We start from the raw sequence: 15,816 nt of genomic DNA, 5'->3' as shown, positions 1-15,816 counted from the left end.
CCTCACGATGAGTTGGCTCAAGAACTTGTCCGGGGCAACCGCAACCGCCGGTCACGGGAACATGGGTTGCAACAATGCTCGCGGCACGCGCCGCACCGTCTCCGGCGACGGGGAAAGCGGGTCGGCCCATAGCTTCAATCTATCCGGCCGATCAGCCGGCGCAAACATCGCCCGGCGGTCAACTCTGCTCCGCGAGCAGACGGGTAGCTACGCCGCGGTAAATATTCCACCAAGCCACCCTTTGATCCCCGGGCGACTTGAGAAATTCCTCAAGGCACCCGCACGCTTCTTCACGCGCACCGAGCGACCAGTTGTTCACTCCCGCAAAAAACCTCACCAAGGCCGCCAGCCCTTCCTTCGGATAACCGGATAAATCCCCACGTGAAACGGGGCTTTTGCGCTGACCGAACTCCGCGGCATCGAGAAACATGTTGGCCAGTTCAAGCTGTTCTCTTTGGTCGCTAAAAAGACCACCGCGCGCGAGAAGTTGCCACTGATCTTTCGCTGCTTGTTTCTGCCCGTCGAGCATGAGTGATAGAGCGAGATTAAGCTGAATCCATTTGCCCCGTTCCGTCGCCGGATCGGCTCCGAGCACACCCTCGCCAAGAGTCTTGGCCGCATCGCCGTAGCGACCGGCCGCAATGGCCGCCATGCCGTCGTCCAGGCTGTCGGGGGCTTTTCCGGCGCCGCCCGAAAATACCAACTCGCGCACCGCCTTGATCTCCTCGCGCTCGCTGAACATGAACAACCATGCGAAAGATCCCAGAAGGAGGACCGCGACGCCGGCCGAGATCAACGCCACGTAAAGCTTGGTGCGGCTGGTCTCGATCTGCACAACTTCGCGCTTGGCCGCGGGTCTCCCGGCGCGTTCGAGCACTTTGGAGCGCGCATATTCCAGATGTTCGATCAACTCGGAATAGGCCGGGTATCGGTCCTCCGGGTTCTTTTCGAGCATGCGATTGATCACGTAGGCGGTTTCCGCGGCGACGTCGGGAGCAAAAGCCTCGAGACTCACCGGCTGGCTCTTGATTTGTTTCAAAGCAACGAGGCTCGCGCTCTCGGCTTCGAAGGGGGGGCGTCCCGCGATCGCGTGAAAAAGCGTGCCGCCGAGACTGTAAATGTCGCTGCGGAAGTCCTCCGACTCGCAACTCAGGCGTTCGGGCGCGATGTAGTAGGGAGTGCCCCAAATCTCCCCGCGCGCTTCCGCTTCTTCCTCGAGGACGCGGGCCAATCCGAAATCGACAATTTTCGCGGTGTGCGCATCGGAAAAAAGAATATTGCCCGGCTTGACGTCGCGGTGGATCAATCCCTGCTCCGCGGCAGCCTCCAAACCCTCCGCGATCTGCACACCGATCTCGAGCACCTGCGCCTCGGGGACATGGCTCTGGATCCCCATCAGATCATCAAGCGAACCCTTTTCCACCAATTCCATGGCGAGGTAGAATTGCCCGTGGGCCTCGCCGAACGAATACACCCGCACGACGTGCGGATGGTTCACCGACGCGGTGATGCGCGCCTCCTGCTCCAGCTTGGCCCGCTCCTCGTCCGTGGCACTCATTTCGCGGCGCAGGACTTTGAGCGCCACCATCCGCCCGAGCGTGTGGTCGTAGGCTTTGTAAACCGAACCCATACCCCCTTGGCCGATGAGAGCGACCAGCTCGAAATTGTTGAAAAACCGGCGCGCCCGCAGCCCCTCGCCGCAATGCGGGCAATAAATCTGCGCGAACGGAAGTTCGTCGGTCACGTCGATCGCTCCTCCGCAGGCGGAGCACGTGTCGATGGCCTGGGCGGGGCTGGCGTCGTCCACACACCCACATTAGTCACGACAGGCCGCGGCGGCAAACCTTGCGGAGCCGCGCGCCACAAGCCAGCGTGGTGCGACTATGGATGAGCCTCTCCGCCTCGTCGCCGCTGAAAACGCGCCACGCCTTGACCGCTGGTTGGCGGACCATCATCCGGATGTGAGCCGCGCACGCTGGCAACGCGCCATCGCCGCGGGCTTGGTCAAAGTGAACGACGCGCCCGCGCGCGCGTCTTGCGCATTGCGTGCCGGAGACCGGATCGAGGCGACGATACCGCCGCCCGAGACCGCACCCGCACGCGCCGTCGCCGAAGAGATTCCCCTCGATGTCATATACGAGGACGACCACCTGCTTTGCCTGAACAAGCCGCCCGGCCTCGTGGTCCACCCCGCGGCAGGCAACTGGCAGGGCACGCTGGTGAACGCCGTGCTGCACCGTTGCGCCGCGATTTCACCCGGAGCCGATCCCCTTCGTCCGGGCATCGTTCACCGGCTGGACAAGGACACCAGTGGTTGCATTTTGGTCGCCAAGACCGAGAGGGCACACGCGGGACTCGCGCGGCAATTCGCCGAACGCACCGCCCGCAAGACCTACCTCGCCGTGGTCCGCGGCAAACCCAGGGCCGCGCAAGGCGTGATCAAAGGCGCCATCGCGCGCCACCCCGCAAGGCGCAAGCAAATGGCCGTCAGCAGCCGGCCCGGAGCACGTGAGGCGGAGACCGCTTGGCGCCTGCTGGCATCGGACGGACGGCTTTCACTGCTCGAATGCCGGCCGAAGACCGGCCGCACCCACCAGATCCGCGTTCATCTCAAGCATCTCGGGCACCCGATCGCCGGCGACAGGCTCTATGGCGGCGGCGCGGATTTCCCGCGGCAGCTATTGCACGCGTGGAAGCTGGAAATCCACCATCCCGTCACAGGCAAAGACATGACTTTCCTCGCACCGGTCCCGCCGGATTTCCCGCTGCGGCCCGCGGACTGAGCGGCGACGTTGCCTTTTCCACCTCCAGCACGGAGGATGATGCCCGCATGTTCTTCTTCACGCCACGCTACCGCAAGGAAGCGAAATTCATGCTGCGAGCCGCACGCAAGCTTCTGCGCTACCGCCGCGACATCCTTCCGCAGCAGCAAATCATCGGCCTGCGCGAGGGAATAACCCGGCTCGAGGTGGCGATGCGCAAGCGTTCGCGCGAAGACATCCAGAATTCCACGGCAAAATTACACGAGCTTTTCAACCAAGCCGCGCCGCCGTTGCCGCTTGCCGGACTGAGGGAGAACACCGAGGTGATACTTGTCGCCCTTGTGGTCGCGCTCGGCGTTCGAGCGTATTTTCTCCAGCCATTCAAAATTCCCACAGGCTCGATGCAACCGACACTCTACGGCGTGACCGGAACACCGACTGTCGATCCGCCTCCATCATGGCCCGTCCGTGCAGCGGAGTTCGTCCTCAAAGGCCGCACCTACATCGACGTGACCGCGAAAGAGGATGATACCGTGATCGGATTGAGGGAGGTCACCCGCCTGCATTTTTTCACTTCGACCGAGATCATCACCCGCAGCCGGAGCTACAGCGTTCCCGCACCGGCGGATGTGGTGCGGCGCGACTTCAAGATTTATCCCGGGCGGCCGGTCCGGGCCGGGCAACCCCTCGTTCGCGGCCATGCCGATTCCGGCGACCAACTCTTCGTGGACAAGGTGACCTACAATTTCATCCGCCCTGCAGCAGGCGACGTTTTCGTTTTCCGCACCACGGGCATACGACGCATCGAGGCAACGATCGCCCCGGGCATGGGATCGCAGTATTACATCAAGCGCCTTGCTGGCCTTGCCGGACAAACACTGCGCATCGTGCCACCCGATCTCTACATCGACGGGAAGGTCCCGCAGTTGTCGGTCTTCCGACGGGTGATGTCTTGCGAAAATGGCTACGCGGGGTATTCGAACACGAGCGCAGGCGGCGGCGCCTTTCCCCTCCTCGGATCGCCCGCGGCGGATTACGCCGTGCCGCGCGCCTCGTATTTCGCGCTCGGCGACAACAGCTACAACAGCAGCGACAGCCGGTTCTTCGGACCCGTGCCGGAGGCGAATGTCGTGGGCCGGGGCCTGGTTGTGTATTGGCCGTTCGTCGGCCGCTGGGGGCTCATCAACTGAACCGCGAGAAGTGGCTGATCGCATCCGCGACGCCCTCGCCCCAAAGGAAGGGCGAAATGTAACCTCCGGCGGCGCGCACCACGTCCTTGACCTCGGCGACGGCGTTGGCGGGGCACGCCACAAGCCCGGCAGAGGAACCGTCGAGCATGGGGATGTCGTTGTGGTGGTCCCCGATGGCGAGTGTTTCTTCCCGCGCGATGCCCAAGAGCCTCATCAACTCGCCGAGCGATGACCCCTTGTGAATTTCGCGGTGTGAAAAACGCATCCACACGTCGTTGCGGTTGAAGGAAAAATCCGGGACATCGGACGCGACCCTCCGCACGGTTTCGGCGACGCGGTCCATGGCGGCGGCATCGACGGTCATGAGCCCGGCGAGGCGGTTGTTTTCATAGAGCAATTCGATACCTTCCTTCTCCGCCATGCCCCGGATTTCCGCGAAAACACGCGACGCTTTTTCAAACAACTCGACTGTTCTTCGCTCCGCGCGCGCGTTCCAATCCCCGAACGCCTCCCAGTCCCCCTCTTCCACGCGCCGGAAAATGTCCTTCTCGCTAGTGAGGACAAAATCCGGATCGTGCGGGAGACGCGCATGCTCCAGGCCTTCGAGAGCAAACCAAAGTTGCCGGCCCGTGTTGACAGCCCAGAAGACGCCTTGTCGCCTCATGGCAGACAGCGCTTCCGAGAGTGATTCGGCTGTGCGCGCATCGGGTTCATGCCCGATGAGGGTCCCGTCGAAGTCGGTGCTGAGCAATCGGATGGGCATCACCTCCAACTTAGCGCCGTCCGATCCGAGTCGCCAGAGCAGTTGCACGGCGTGGCGCCATTTCCTAAGATTGTGGACATGAAATCCGCCTACGAGATCGCCATGAGCCGCCTCGAGTCAGCCGCACCCACGGTGGTGCTCAGCGAACAGCAAAAAGAGCGCATCGCGGAAATCGAGGCCAAGTGCAAGGCCGACATCGCCGCCAAAGAATTGCTGCTCCAAGGGGAGATTGCCAAGGCGTCCTCGCCGGAGGATATCGCACAGATCCGGCGTCAGCTTGCCGATGAAATCCGCCGGTTCGAGGAAAAGCGCGACAACGAGAAGCAGCGGGTCCGGAGCGAGGGATAACGCCGGCATGACCGCACCCTCCCTCCGCGCCGAAGACGAAAAGTTCATGCGGAGGGCCATTGCCCTCGGCGAAAAGGCTGCATTGATCGACAGTTCCGGCGGTCCGTTCGGCTGCGTTGTCGTGAAGGACGGCGCCGTTGTCGGCGAAGGCACAAACCGCGTGGTAGCTGAAAATGACCCCACGTGGCACGGCGAGATGGCCGCGATACGGACCGCTGCTAAAAATCTCGGCACGTTCCATCTCGCCGGTTGCACGCTCTACACCACCGGGGAGCCATGCCCCATGTGCGCCGCGGCGATCTTCTGGGCGCGCATCGAGCGGATCGTCTATGCTTCCACCATCGCGGACGCGATGCGCTTCGGCGGTTTCGATGACCATGCGATCTACGGGGAGTTGTCCAAGCCGGTCAACGAAAGATCCATCCCCGCCACGATGTGCCTGCACGAGGAGATGCTCCACGTCTGGCGGCGCTACGAGGCCAAGGCGGACAAGATCCGCTACTGACGCGACACCGCGGATTCAAGCTCCTTGAAATCACGGTCGAGGATGCTGCCGGGTTCGACCGGCATGGCCTGCCGCGCCTGACGCAGCGCGCGCTGCGCCTCGGCCGTCTTGCCGTCAGCGCGCAGGGTCTCCACGTAAGGACGGACGACGCCGTAAAAAAGGTTTCCCCCGCCCGTCCTCCCGAGCTTGAGGAGCAACGCCCGGTATTCGTGCCCGGCGCGGTCGTAGTCGCCTGATTCAAGCAACCGCGAAAGCGTGTCCGACGCGACGCCGGCACTGAGATCGGCCCGCTGCCTGCGGTTCTCGCGCACCATGCGGCTCTCGATATTGCTCGCTGCAGCGGAGTTTCCGCCCTCGCGCTCCGCGGCGGCCAAGCGCGTCTGGTATCGGACGCGCAGATCCTCGTGCCGGCGGAACTGCTCGAGGGCGCGTGTGTAGAGTTCGCGCAAACCCGCGCTGTCGCCTCGGGTTTCGAGTATTTCCTCCTTCGCCTCCCACGCTGCGACCAGTCCGGGCGCCGCGTGCAGCGCACTCTCCGCCGCAGCCAGCGCCTGCGCGCTGTCGCCGCGCCGTGAGAACAATTCGGCCATGGCCAGATCGCCCTGCGCCGCTTCCTGCCCGGGTGCGCGCGCGGTTTTCCCGGACAGATACGCCAGCTCGTGGTCGGTGATCGGCAGCCACGTCTGCGGATCAAGCGCCTGGCCGACCGTGAAATTCTGGTTTTCGTAGCGCCCGGCATCGAGATTCCACGATCCGTTACGCTTGAGGAATCCGAACCACGCGTGACCGCCGTCGGTTCCCTGACCGGCGAAATAGATCGTCGGAATACCCCTCGCCTTGCCGGCCATGCTCGCGAAATAAGCCTGGTCCGTGCAGATGCCTCCCCAAAGCTCGATGTTGCCGAGACGGTAGCTGCCGTTCGACCACATGAACGCGCCCTTCTCTACGCGACGGTGATCATAGTTGACCTGATCGAACGCGCGCTCGAAGTGGTCGCGTGGCGCTTTCACATGCTTTGTCGCCCATTGCAACTCGGCGCGTTCGATGGGCGCATCGACCACAAATTTCAATTGCTCGGGCGTCGCCCGGCGAAGGTCGGTGTCGAGCCGTCCCGCGTCATTGGCCTGAACGTAATAGCCGAAGCGTTGGGTGACGTCCTCGTCCATGCGCGGAACAGCGGAAGGCTGCACCTGCCGGTGCGGCCAGAACGACGGCTCGCGCTGGTCGTAGACCAGAGCGAAAGCAACGGCCAGATTGCGATAGTCCGCCCATTTGGCGCCCCATGCGGAGTGCATCCTGTCCAGCCGCGAAATCGCGACAGGAGGAAAATCATCCGGGGCCAGCATGCGGAAAAAGTCCCGGAGAAAATTCTGGTCTCCTGCCATCTGGACGAGAAAGTCTTCACGCGCGCGACCCGCCACCGGTCCTTCCTGGATCGTGTAATCGTCGGGGAGAAGACCCTGCAGAATCTCCGGCGGAACACGCGCATTCTCAAGGGCGCGGTGCGCCGTGGCCAGCGGGCGGCCGGCGCGGTCCTCGGGCAACGCCATGCCCGGCGGGACGACGATCAACGAGTTTGTTTGCTCCGGATTTTCCAAAACGCGCCTGCCCAAGTAAGCGCGCACCGCATCGGGTTCGGGCGTGCCAAGCAGCCGGCACCACTGCCCGAGCAGTTGCCATTGGCGAAAAACCGGCATGCCGCAACTGCCCGCCTGCGCGAAATTCGCCGGTTTCCACGACTGCACAAGCTGATCCTCGATTGCATCGGCTGCGGGCTTCCAACCCATCTCCCGCACTTTTGCAACATCGGCCGGTCCCGGCAGACGCTGCATGTCGAACATCGCGCCGGCAGCAGATACGACCAAACCGGCCGAAACTAAAAAAGCCGCTCCTGAACTGCGCATCCCGCAACCCTACGCGGAAGCGCGCTCTTGCCAAGGGCGGCGGCGGATTCGCCTTCCGGACAGCCCCGCCCCGACCGTATTCTTTCCGGTTCGCCGATATGCCTTCTTCCGAGCCCTCCAGCATACGCGTCAAAGGCGCGCGCCAGCACAACCTCAAAAACATCGACGTGGTGATCCCGAGGAACCGCCTTGTCGTGCTGACCGGGCCGAGCGGTTCGGGCAAATCGTCGCTGGCCTTCGACACGCTTTACGCCGAAGGGCAACGCAAATACGTCGAAAGCCTCTCGGCCTACGCGCGGCAATTTCTCGACCGTTTGCAGCGGCCGGACGTGGATTTTGTCGAGGGCCTCTCGCCCGCCATCGCCATCGAGCAGCGCACGTCGGCAGCGGGCCCGCGCTCGACCATCGCCACGACCACGGAGATCTACGACTACCTGCGCATCCTCTACTCGGCCATCGGCGTGCCGCACGATCCGGAAACCGGCGAAGTTGTCCGGCGCCAGACACCGCAGGAAATCACCGACGCCATACTTGCCTTCCCGCAGGACAGCCGGCTGGTTTTGCTGGCGCCGCTGGTGCGCGGCGAAGCCGGCGAGTTCCGGGACATCATCGAAAAAATGCGCCGCGAGGGCTTTGTCCGCGCGCGCATTGACGGAAAAATCACCGACCTCGGAACAGAGACGCGCATTCGCCTGGACAAGAATCGCCGTCATCACATCGAGGCGGTGGTGGATCGTCTTGTCCTCAAGGCCGGAATCCGGCAACGACTTGCCGATTCCGTGGAAACCGCTCTGCGTTGGGGTGAAGGCGCGATTATTGCGTCCGTGCAGGAACCGGGCGGGAATTCTTTCGCCGACCACCCGTTTTCAACGGCCTTCGCCAACCCTAAAACCGGCTTCACGCTGCCGCGTTTGACTCCGCAGCATTTTTCTTTCAACAGCCACTTCGGTGCGTGCCCCGCCTGCCACGGACTGGGAACCGAACCGTATTTCGACCCCGAGCTTGTCCTTGATCCGGACAAATCTCTCGATGACGGCGCGATCGTCGCTTGGCGCAAGGGCACACCGAAGATGCAGGCCTACTATGCGGCCCTGACGTCCGCCCTGGCCCGTGATGCGGGAGTCCGAACCGATGTTCCCCTGGGCAAGCTTCCCGAGGCGTTTCGCGATCTGATCCTTCACGGGTCCGGCGACCGCGCGATCGACATCTCCTACGGAGGCAGCGCGGCGAAGCAACAGGCAAAGAGACCCTTCGAAGGCCTGCTGGCCCAACTCGAACATCTGCTGGCCCGCGCCAAGGGAGAATCCCTGCGACAACGCCTCAAAGCACTGCAAAACCGCCGCCCCTGCGCGCGCTGCCGCGGCGCGCGTCTGCGGCCCGAAATTCTTGCGGTCACCTTGCCCCCCGCCGCGGGAAACGGGCTGAACATCCACGAACTTTGCAACCTCACGATCGCCGAAGCAGCCGGCGTTTTCGGCCGTCTCGAATTAAACGGACAGGAAGAGGCCATCGCCGCGGAAGTCGTCTCGGAAATTTCGCGGCGTCTGGATTTCCTTTCCGAGGTCGGCCTCGGGTATCTCACGCTCAATCGCGAGAGCGGAACGTTGTCGGGTGGCGAGGCGCAGCGCATCCGCCTCGCCACCCAGATCGGAGCCGGTCTCGCCGGCGTGCTTTACGTGCTCGACGAGCCGAGCATCGGCTTGCACCAGCGCGACAACGAACGCCTCATCGCCACTCTGCGTCGCCTGCGCGATCTCGGAAATTCCGTCCTCGTGGTCGAGCATGACCACGAAACCATTCTCGCCGCCGACCACATCATCGACATCGGCCCCGGTGCGGGGCCGCTCGGCGGCAACATCGTCGCGCAGGGCACGCTTGAGGAGGTCGCCTCCGCGCCGCAGTCGCTCACCGGGCGCTACTTGGGCGGGCAACTGGGCATCCGGATTCCGGCCAAACGCCAACAACCGCTCACGCCCCGCGCTTTCGTCTCGGGCCCGACCGACGGCTGGCTCGGCGTGAAAGGCGCGAGGGAAAACAATCTGAAATGCATCGACGCGCACATTCCCCTTGGCTGCTTTGTCGCGGTGACAGGCGTCTCGGGCAGCGGAAAATCAACTCTGGTCAACGACATTCTGCGGTCAGCCCTTGCCCGGGACCTCTACCGCGCCAAGGAAACTCCGGGAGCCCACGACGCCATCCTCGGCGCCGGGCAAATCCACCGTCTCGTTGTCGTGGACCAATCGCCGATCGGCCGCACACCTCGGTCGAACCCGGCCACTTACACCGGGGCCTTCGGACCGATCCGCGAACTGTTTTCCCAAGTGCCGGCGGCCCGCGTGCGGGGCTACAGTGCGGGACGTTTCAGCTTTAACACCAAAGGCGGACGCTGCGAGCACTGCCAAGGCGACGGATCGCTCAAGGTCGAAATGCATTTTCTGGCCGATGTGTTTGTCACCTGCGACGTGTGCAACGGGCGCCGCTACAACAGGGAAACCCTCGAAATCACCTACAAGGGCAGGAATATCGCCGACGTGCTTGCCATGACCGTGGACGAGGCGCTCTCATTTTTCCGGGCTGTTCCGGCTGTCGCGGACAAACTTGCCACCATGCAGGAGGTCGGCCTCGGCTACCTGACCCTCGGACAGTCGGCCAGCACGTTGTCCGGCGGCGAAGCCCAGCGGATCAAGTTGTCCACCGAGCTTTGCAAGCGCGCGGGATCAAAAACGCTCTACTTGCTCGATGAGCCGACCACGGGTCTCCACGTTTCCGATGTGGACACCCTGCTGCAAGTTCTCGTCAAATTGCGCAACGCAGGCAATACACTGGTGGTCATCGAGCACAACATGGATGTGATCAAATGCGCGGACTGGATCCTCGACCTCGGCCCGGAGGGCGGTGACGGAGGCGGACGCATCGTGGCGGAGGGTCCGCCTGAAACGATTGCCAAGTGCGACGCCAGTCATACCGGGCACTACCTCCGCAAAATCCTTGGCGAATGAGAACCCTGCCGATCATCTGGGCTGCGATCATCGCGCTGTCGGCCACGGGCCGAGCCGCGAACCCTGCCGTCGAGAAGGCGCAGAACGCACTCCGCGACGGCCTGCCCAAGGCCGCGATCGCACCGCTCGAGGAAGCCATCCGCAAGTCGCCTGCAGGGGAAAGGAACTCGCTGGGCCTGCTCCTCGCGCGTGCTCAATTGGATGCAGGGCTTCCCGGAGAGGCATTGCGCACCCTTGACGAATACTGCGACAAAGACTCCTCGCAGGCTGCCGTGTTGCGCGCGGCGGCCCTGGCTGCCCAAGGAAAGTTGGAAGCAGCCGCGAAGCTCGTCTCTCCTCTTGCACCCGCCTCCGCTGACGCCAAATTACTGCTCGCGCGCATCCGGCTTCAGCAGGGCGACAGAGTTGCCGCGAGCGCCGCACTTCCGGGCGAGAACGAAACGCCGCCGTCCGAGCCTGACGCGCTCCGTCTGCTCATCGACTTGCAACTTCAGCTCGGGAATTGGGGCGACGCGCAAAGCCTCATTGACCTGGCCAAAGCCGACTCGCTGCTGCCGGCCGCGGAACTGGACGTTGCCGCCGGCCGGGTTCTCCTCGCGCAGGATCAGCCGTCGGGGGCGTCGGAGCTTTTCCGCGCCGTGCTTGAATCCGGCGACTTGCCTGGGCCTGTCCGAGACAACGCACGCCTCGGACTCGCCCGTTCTTTGACGGCTCTGGGAGTGGACAACCGGGCACGGGATGTCTTGCGGGAGACAATCACGTCGAATCCGGACACGCCCACGATGCGCGAAAGCATGGAGCGATGGATCACCCTGAGCAGGAAAGCCGGCGAGGATCCATCGGCCAATCTGCGGGAGTGGGCAGCACAAAAAGACAGCCGGCGCACCACGGAGGCCCGCCTTCAGTTGGCGCGGTCGGAAATCGATGCCAAGCGCGCGGAAAGCGCGATTGCGTTGCTCGGCCAAGTGAAGACCGGTGAGGAAATTTCCGCGGAGGATTCGCTCCGATCCAAACTTCTTCTCGCCGAGGCGCAAATTGCCACAGGCCAGACGGGCGAGGCCCGTGCGATCCTGGACGATCTGGACGCATCGGCTGCCGGTTCGGATTTTTCGGTCGCCGACCTGCGAGGCCGTGCCTTCGCGGCAACCGGGGATCATCGAAAAGCCTACGAATCCTTCCAAGAAGCGCTCAAGAGGGCGCGCACCCCCGAGGAGACATCCGCAGCGGCAGCCAACGCCATGCTCGCCGCGCTGGCATCAAACGACACCGCGCTCGCCCGCGCGTCCTACGAAGTCCTGCGCAAGACGGCCCCCGCGGATCCGTCCCTCTTGCGCTGGTCTTTCCTGCTCGCCACCGCCGAGGCGCGTGAGGGCAACATCGACAGCCTTGCCGCGCTTGCCGGACGCTCGGCGGCGGCGGAATATGCGTTCCAAGCCAAGCTCGCCTTGGCGGAGTGGAGGTTGGCACGCGGAGAACCCGCCGCCGCAGAGCGGATTCTGGGCACGGCCCGGCAAGAGGCGGATGTCCCAGATCGCGCCAGCGCACTCGCCGCAGCCGAAATTTTTGCCGCCGACAGCGCGGGCTCGAAACCCCGAGAAGAACTGGTCAAAGCATGCGAGGCTTTTTTGACCGAACACGGGAGCAGTCCCGAGGCCCTCGATATCCGCTTCAAACTTGCCGAGCTTCACTCGCGCGCGGGCGACCACGCGGCTGCAGAGTCGATTCTCTCGGGGATCGCGCGTTCGCAACCGGACGCCGAGACGGCAGCCCTGGCCAAGTTCCTCGCCGCGCAGGCCGCTTCCCGGAGCATGAGCGCCGAAGGGGCGGGCCGTGCCCTTGCGTGGTATGACGAACTCGCGCAGTCTTCTTCTCCCCTGCGCTACCGCGCGCGCTTCGAACAGGCCTCTCTGCTGCTGCGCGACCAGCAATTCACCGACGCACAGAAGCTCTATGATCGGCTGCTTGCGTCGGATCCGCCGCCGGAAGTCCGCCAGGCCGCACTGATGGAAAAAGGCGACACGCTCTTTGCCTTGGCCGCGCAGGATCCTGCCAAGCTTTCCGAGGCGGCGGAAGTTTATGCCAAAGTGAGCGCGGATCTTTCCGCGCCGCCGGATTGGCGCGATCAGGCTGCATGCAAACGCGCCGCCGTCCTCGCCCGGGCCGGCCGCGCCACCGAGGCCTTGGCCGCTTACCACGACGTGCTCTCCAAGCCGCCGCAGCAGAGCGCCGACCTGTTTTGGTTTTACAAGGCGGGGCTGGAAGCCGCCCGACTGCTCGAAGAACAGAAAGATTGGCCCGCGGCGATCGCTGTTTATGATCAACTCGCGGCCGTCAAAGGCCCGCAGCGCGAGGAACTCGCCCAGCGCGCGCGGCGCCTGCGGCTTGAACACTTCATCTGGGAAAACTGAACCATGCTCAACACCACCAACGCCACAGCCGACGGCCACGTCAAACTCTTCATCCCCGGACCCGTCGAGGTCTCGGAAAAAACCTTCCGCGCGTTTTGCCATCCGCAAATCGGGCACCGCGGCAGCGAATTCTCCTCCCTCTACGAATCCATCCATCCGCGTCTCCAGACGATGTTCGGCACGCAGGGGCCGGTTTACCTTTCCACATCTTCGGCATGGGGCGTGATGGAGGGGGCACTCCGCAACCTCGTCCGCAAAAAAGTCCTGAACTGCATGTGCGGCGCGTTTTCCGACAAATGGTTCGACGTGAGCAAGCGCTGCGGAAAGCAGGCCGAGGCGCTCCAAGTCGAATGGGGCGAGCCGATCCTCCCCGAGCTGGTCGAGGAAAAGTTGTCCCAAGGCGGCTTCGACGCCGTGACCCTCATCCACAACGAAACATCGACCGGCGTTTTGAGCCCTCTCGCCGACATCGCAGCCGTCGTCCGCAAATACCCCGAAGTCATGTTCATCGTGGACAGCGTTTCTTCGTTTTCCACGGTGCCGATTCCCATGGACGACCTGGGCATCGACATCCTTCTCACCGGCAGCCAGAAAGCGCTCGCGATGCCTCCGGGCCTCGCCCTTTTCAGCGCGAGCGAACGCGCCCGTGCCCGCGCGGCCGAGGTATCCGACCGCGGCTATTACTTCGACATTATCGAGTTCCACAAGAACTGGGAAAAGTTCATGACGCCCAGCACGCCGACCACCGGTCACATCTACGCCCTGCAGTCCAAGTTGGACGACATCTTCACCGAAGGTTTGGACAACCGCTACGCCCGTCACGCGAAACTCAACAAGATGATTTCCGACTGGGTGGACGCCAACGGATTCGAACATTTCGCCCGCGATGGCTACCGCTCGAAGTCGCTGGTTTGCGTGAAAAACAACCGCAACATCGACGTCGCCGCGTTTTGCTCGGCCCTCAAGAAAAAGCACAAGGTCGCGATCAACGGCGGCTACGGAAAAATCAAGGGCACCACATTCCGCGTTTCCAACATGGGCGACGAGAGCGAGGCGACGATCGCCGAACTCCTCGGCTGGATGACCGGGTGCCTGCCGGCCTAAGGCTGGCTTTCGCCCGACTTCTCGTCCAGAGCGCCGCCTCCGGCCACGGTGAACTGGTAAACGAGCCGGTATTCGGCATCGGTGAGCTGCGATGACTTCATCGTGCGCGCCAACGCGATCCCCTCGTTGCGCGAACCGGTTGCCGCAAGGACGGCGACAACCACCGCTTTTTGCCCCGGCAAAAGCTGGTGCTTTATCGCCTCGCAAGGTTCGAGCAATCTGCGCGCCTCCGCCGCGCGACCGGACTGGAGCAGCGCGAGCGCGTGGGTGAGGCGGAAGTCGATATTTCCCGGCTCGGCATCCAAGGCCGCCTGGGTTTCGGCAATGTCCACGGGCTCGCGATTCATCAGGCGCCTCATGCGTTCCAAGTCCCTGACGGTTGCGGCGCTCGGCGAAGCGTCCAAAGCGCGCCGCAGCGCTTCCTCGCGGAGTCGCGGCTCGCCGCGCTGGGAAAATCGCCAGCGTGCCACGCGAAGCGCATACTCGGAGGTGGTGCGGTCGCTGCAGAGTTGCAGCAGGGTCTGGCTGGCCAGTTCGGTTTTACCCAGTTCGTCCACTTGAGCCAGCAATTCGGGAAGAATCCCTCTCCCTGCGGAAGCCTTGATTGCCTTGCGCAGAGCGCCGTCCGCTGCCGCCTCGCGTCCCAGCCCGCGCTCCGCCCGCGCCCGTAGCAGAAGCGTCACCGTTTCATTCACCGGAGAACCCGCATCCACCAGCTTGAGCAGAGCCTCCCAATCCTCCTTCGCGCTCAGCGCCTCGGCTCGGACCAGAAACGTGCCGCGCGATGTGCGCGCCTCGGCGGAGCGCGCGAAAACGAGCGCATCGTCCGGGCGCTTCTGATCGAGCAACCAGCGTGCATAGGAGCCGCGCTCCTCGGGTTTCGCCCCGGTGAAGACCGGTTGCAACTGCCGCAGGATACTGTCCAAAGTCCTGTGCCGGTCGCCGATCATCACACTCGCCGCAGGTAGCAACGCCTCGTTGTCGGGCTGGAGATCGGAGAAGGCCCTGTTCGCCCACGAAAGCCTCGTCGCCGGCCCGGCGGGAATCGTCGTGAGACCGAACGCCAAGGCCTTGTCACCGTCAGGCTCCACCGCCATCGCGTCCACGATCTGAACAGCCTCGGCCAGGGAATCGGGCGTGTTGATGGTGGCAAGAAGCCGGGCCAACTCGAGCCGGAATGCCATCGTCGGCTCTTCCTGTGCCGCCAGTCTCATGAGCCTCTCTGCCTCGGAAAAATCTTTGTTCTGCAACGCGCGGCGGGAGCGCCAAGCCTTCGCCTCCGCGGGTTTTCCCGCCGCTTCGAGCGCGGCGACACCCCTCTCGAAGCGCGCATCATCGCCGAGACGCACCGCCGCCGACGCTTCCTCCGAGCGATCCTCGTCGGTCAACTCGTCGATGGCGCGGACTTGGTCCCAGACCTCGAGCGCCTTCGCGCTGCCGTTCGCCGCCAGCACGATCGCGTAGGCACGCAGAACTTCAGGGTCTTTGCCCCGCAGGCTGCGGGCGGACTCCGCCTGGATCAGCGCATAGCGCAACTCGCCCGCCTTCACATTCGCCCGCGCTTTCCGCGCCAAGTCGTGCGCCCGCCATCCGGTAAAAGCATAAAAGCCCGCGCCGGCGGCGGCCAAACCCAGCACAACAATCACGGGAAACCACAGCTTGATACGCCGCCAAATGACTTGGAAGGTCGACCCCTCCCCGCCCAAAGCGGGTGTTTGGCCCGTCGCTTCGCGCCACCAGTCGCCGATCCGGTCCCGGAAGCGCGCGACCTCGGTCGGCTCCCGGTGCGGTTTTTGGGGGAAATCTTGCGCTGGTTCACGCATAGATTCCGAT

At 63.7% G+C, this 15,816-nt stretch carries 11 protein-coding genes; 7 read left to right on the top strand and 4 right to left on the bottom strand.

The features are described from left to right. Positions 1 to 178 precede the first annotated feature (178 nt). On the bottom strand, positions 179 to 1,807 hold the full coding sequence (locus tag FGM15_01150) for a serine/threonine protein kinase (GenBank protein ID MBU3664473.1): 1,629 nt from the start codon (positions 1,805 to 1,807) through the stop codon (positions 179 to 181). Between the two features lie 76 nt (positions 1,808 to 1,883). Between FGM15_01150 and FGM15_01145 the strand changes: the two genes are divergently transcribed. Together FGM15_01145 and lepB are read left to right on the top strand one after the other, a co-directional pair. Further along, positions 1,884 to 2,783 (top strand): RluA family pseudouridine synthase, encoded by a 900-nt coding sequence (locus FGM15_01145; GenBank protein ID MBU3664472.1) that lies wholly within the window; start codon positions 1,884 to 1,886, stop codon positions 2,781 to 2,783. A gap of 47 nt (positions 2,784 to 2,830) precedes the next feature. Continuing rightward, a complete protein-coding gene (gene lepB / locus FGM15_01140) occupies positions 2,831 to 3,952 on the top strand; it encodes a signal peptidase I (GenBank protein MBU3664471.1) in 1,122 nt (373 codons plus the stop codon). On the opposite strand, the gene FGM15_01135 is transcribed toward lepB, so the two are convergent. Continuing rightward, entirely contained in the window at positions 3,945 to 4,715 is a 771-nt protein-coding gene (locus FGM15_01135) for an HAD family phosphatase (protein MBU3664470.1), read from the bottom strand. The two genes, lepB and FGM15_01135, sit on opposite strands and share 8 nt — an antisense overlap. A gap of 78 nt (positions 4,716 to 4,793) precedes the next feature. Here FGM15_01135 and FGM15_01130 point away from each other — a divergent pair, with 78 nt between their 5' ends. Next, positions 4,794 to 5,063, top strand: coding sequence for a DotU family type IV/VI secretion system protein (locus FGM15_01130; GenBank protein ID MBU3664469.1), 270 nt, complete (start codon positions 4,794 to 4,796; stop codon positions 5,061 to 5,063). 46 nt (positions 5,064 to 5,109) lie between these two features. Next, entirely contained in the window at positions 5,110 to 5,568 is a 459-nt protein-coding gene (locus FGM15_01125) for a nucleoside deaminase (protein ID MBU3664468.1), read from the top strand. On the opposite strand, the gene FGM15_01120 is transcribed toward FGM15_01125, so the two are convergent. After that, positions 5,562 to 6,863 carry a hypothetical protein gene (locus tag FGM15_01120; protein MBU3664467.1) on the bottom strand — a complete coding sequence of 434 codons (1,302 nt, stop codon included), beginning with the start codon at positions 6,861 to 6,863 and terminating at the stop codon, positions 5,562 to 5,564. The two genes, FGM15_01125 and FGM15_01120, sit on opposite strands and share 7 nt — an antisense overlap. Here FGM15_01120 and uvrA point away from each other — a divergent pair. From uvrA to FGM15_01105, 3 genes are read left to right on the top strand one after another with little or no spacing between them, the layout of a single operon-like run. Then, a complete protein-coding gene (gene uvrA, locus FGM15_01115; GenBank protein MBU3664466.1) occupies positions 6,851 to 10,471 on the top strand; it encodes an excinuclease ABC subunit UvrA in 3,621 nt (1,206 codons plus the stop codon). The genes FGM15_01120 and uvrA overlap by 13 nt on opposite strands. Next, the gene (locus FGM15_01110) at positions 10,468 to 12,879 is read left to right on the top strand and encodes a tetratricopeptide repeat protein (protein ID MBU3664465.1); all 2,412 of its coding nucleotides are present in this window, start codon (positions 10,468 to 10,470) and stop codon (positions 12,877 to 12,879) included. The genes uvrA and FGM15_01110 overlap by 4 nt, the downstream gene beginning before the upstream one ends. 3 nt (positions 12,880 to 12,882) lie before the next feature. Then, positions 12,883 to 13,983, top strand: coding sequence for an alanine--glyoxylate aminotransferase family protein (locus FGM15_01105; GenBank protein MBU3664464.1), 1,101 nt, complete (start codon positions 12,883 to 12,885; stop codon positions 13,981 to 13,983). Here the strand turns inward: FGM15_01105 and FGM15_01100 are convergent. Beyond that, positions 13,980 to 15,806, bottom strand: coding sequence for a hypothetical protein (locus tag FGM15_01100; GenBank protein MBU3664463.1), 1,827 nt, complete (start codon positions 15,804 to 15,806; stop codon positions 13,980 to 13,982). The genes FGM15_01105 and FGM15_01100 overlap by 4 nt on opposite strands. Positions 15,807 to 15,816: the final 10 nt, after the last annotated feature.

The organism is Chthoniobacterales bacterium (assembly GCA_018883245.1).
Classification (GTDB): Bacteria; Verrucomicrobiota; Verrucomicrobiia; order Chthoniobacterales; family JACTMZ01; genus JACTMZ01.
This window is presented reverse-complemented; position numbering and strand designations above follow the sequence as displayed.

Bases quoted from the DNA above. Each gene is read 5' to 3' on its own strand.
- FGM15_01145 (MBU3664472.1), top strand. From the start codon at position 1,884: ATGGATGAGCCTCTCCGCCTCGTCGCCGCTGAAAACGCGCCACGCCTT.
- lepB (MBU3664471.1), top strand. From the start codon at position 2,831: ATGTTCTTCTTCACGCCACGCTACCGCAAGGAAGCGAAATTCATGCTG.
- FGM15_01135 (MBU3664470.1), bottom strand. From the start codon at position 4,715: ATGCCCATCCGATTGCTCAGCACCGACTTCGACGGGACCCTCATCGGG.
- FGM15_01130 (MBU3664469.1), top strand. From the start codon at position 4,794: ATGAAATCCGCCTACGAGATCGCCATGAGCCGCCTCGAGTCAGCCGCA.
- FGM15_01125 (MBU3664468.1), top strand. From the start codon at position 5,110: ATGCGGAGGGCCATTGCCCTCGGCGAAAAGGCTGCATTGATCGACAGT.
- uvrA (MBU3664466.1), top strand. From the start codon at position 6,851: ATGCGGAGTGCATCCTGTCCAGCCGCGAAATCGCGACAGGAGGAAAAT.
- FGM15_01120 (MBU3664467.1), bottom strand. From the start codon at position 6,863: ATGCACTCCGCATGGGGCGCCAAATGGGCGGACTATCGCAATCTGGCC.
- FGM15_01110 (MBU3664465.1), top strand. From the start codon at position 10,468: ATGAGAACCCTGCCGATCATCTGGGCTGCGATCATCGCGCTGTCGGCC.
- FGM15_01105 (MBU3664464.1), top strand. From the start codon at position 12,883: ATGCTCAACACCACCAACGCCACAGCCGACGGCCACGTCAAACTCTTC.
- FGM15_01100 (MBU3664463.1), bottom strand. From the start codon at position 15,806: ATGCGTGAACCAGCGCAAGATTTCCCCCAAAAACCGCACCGGGAGCCG.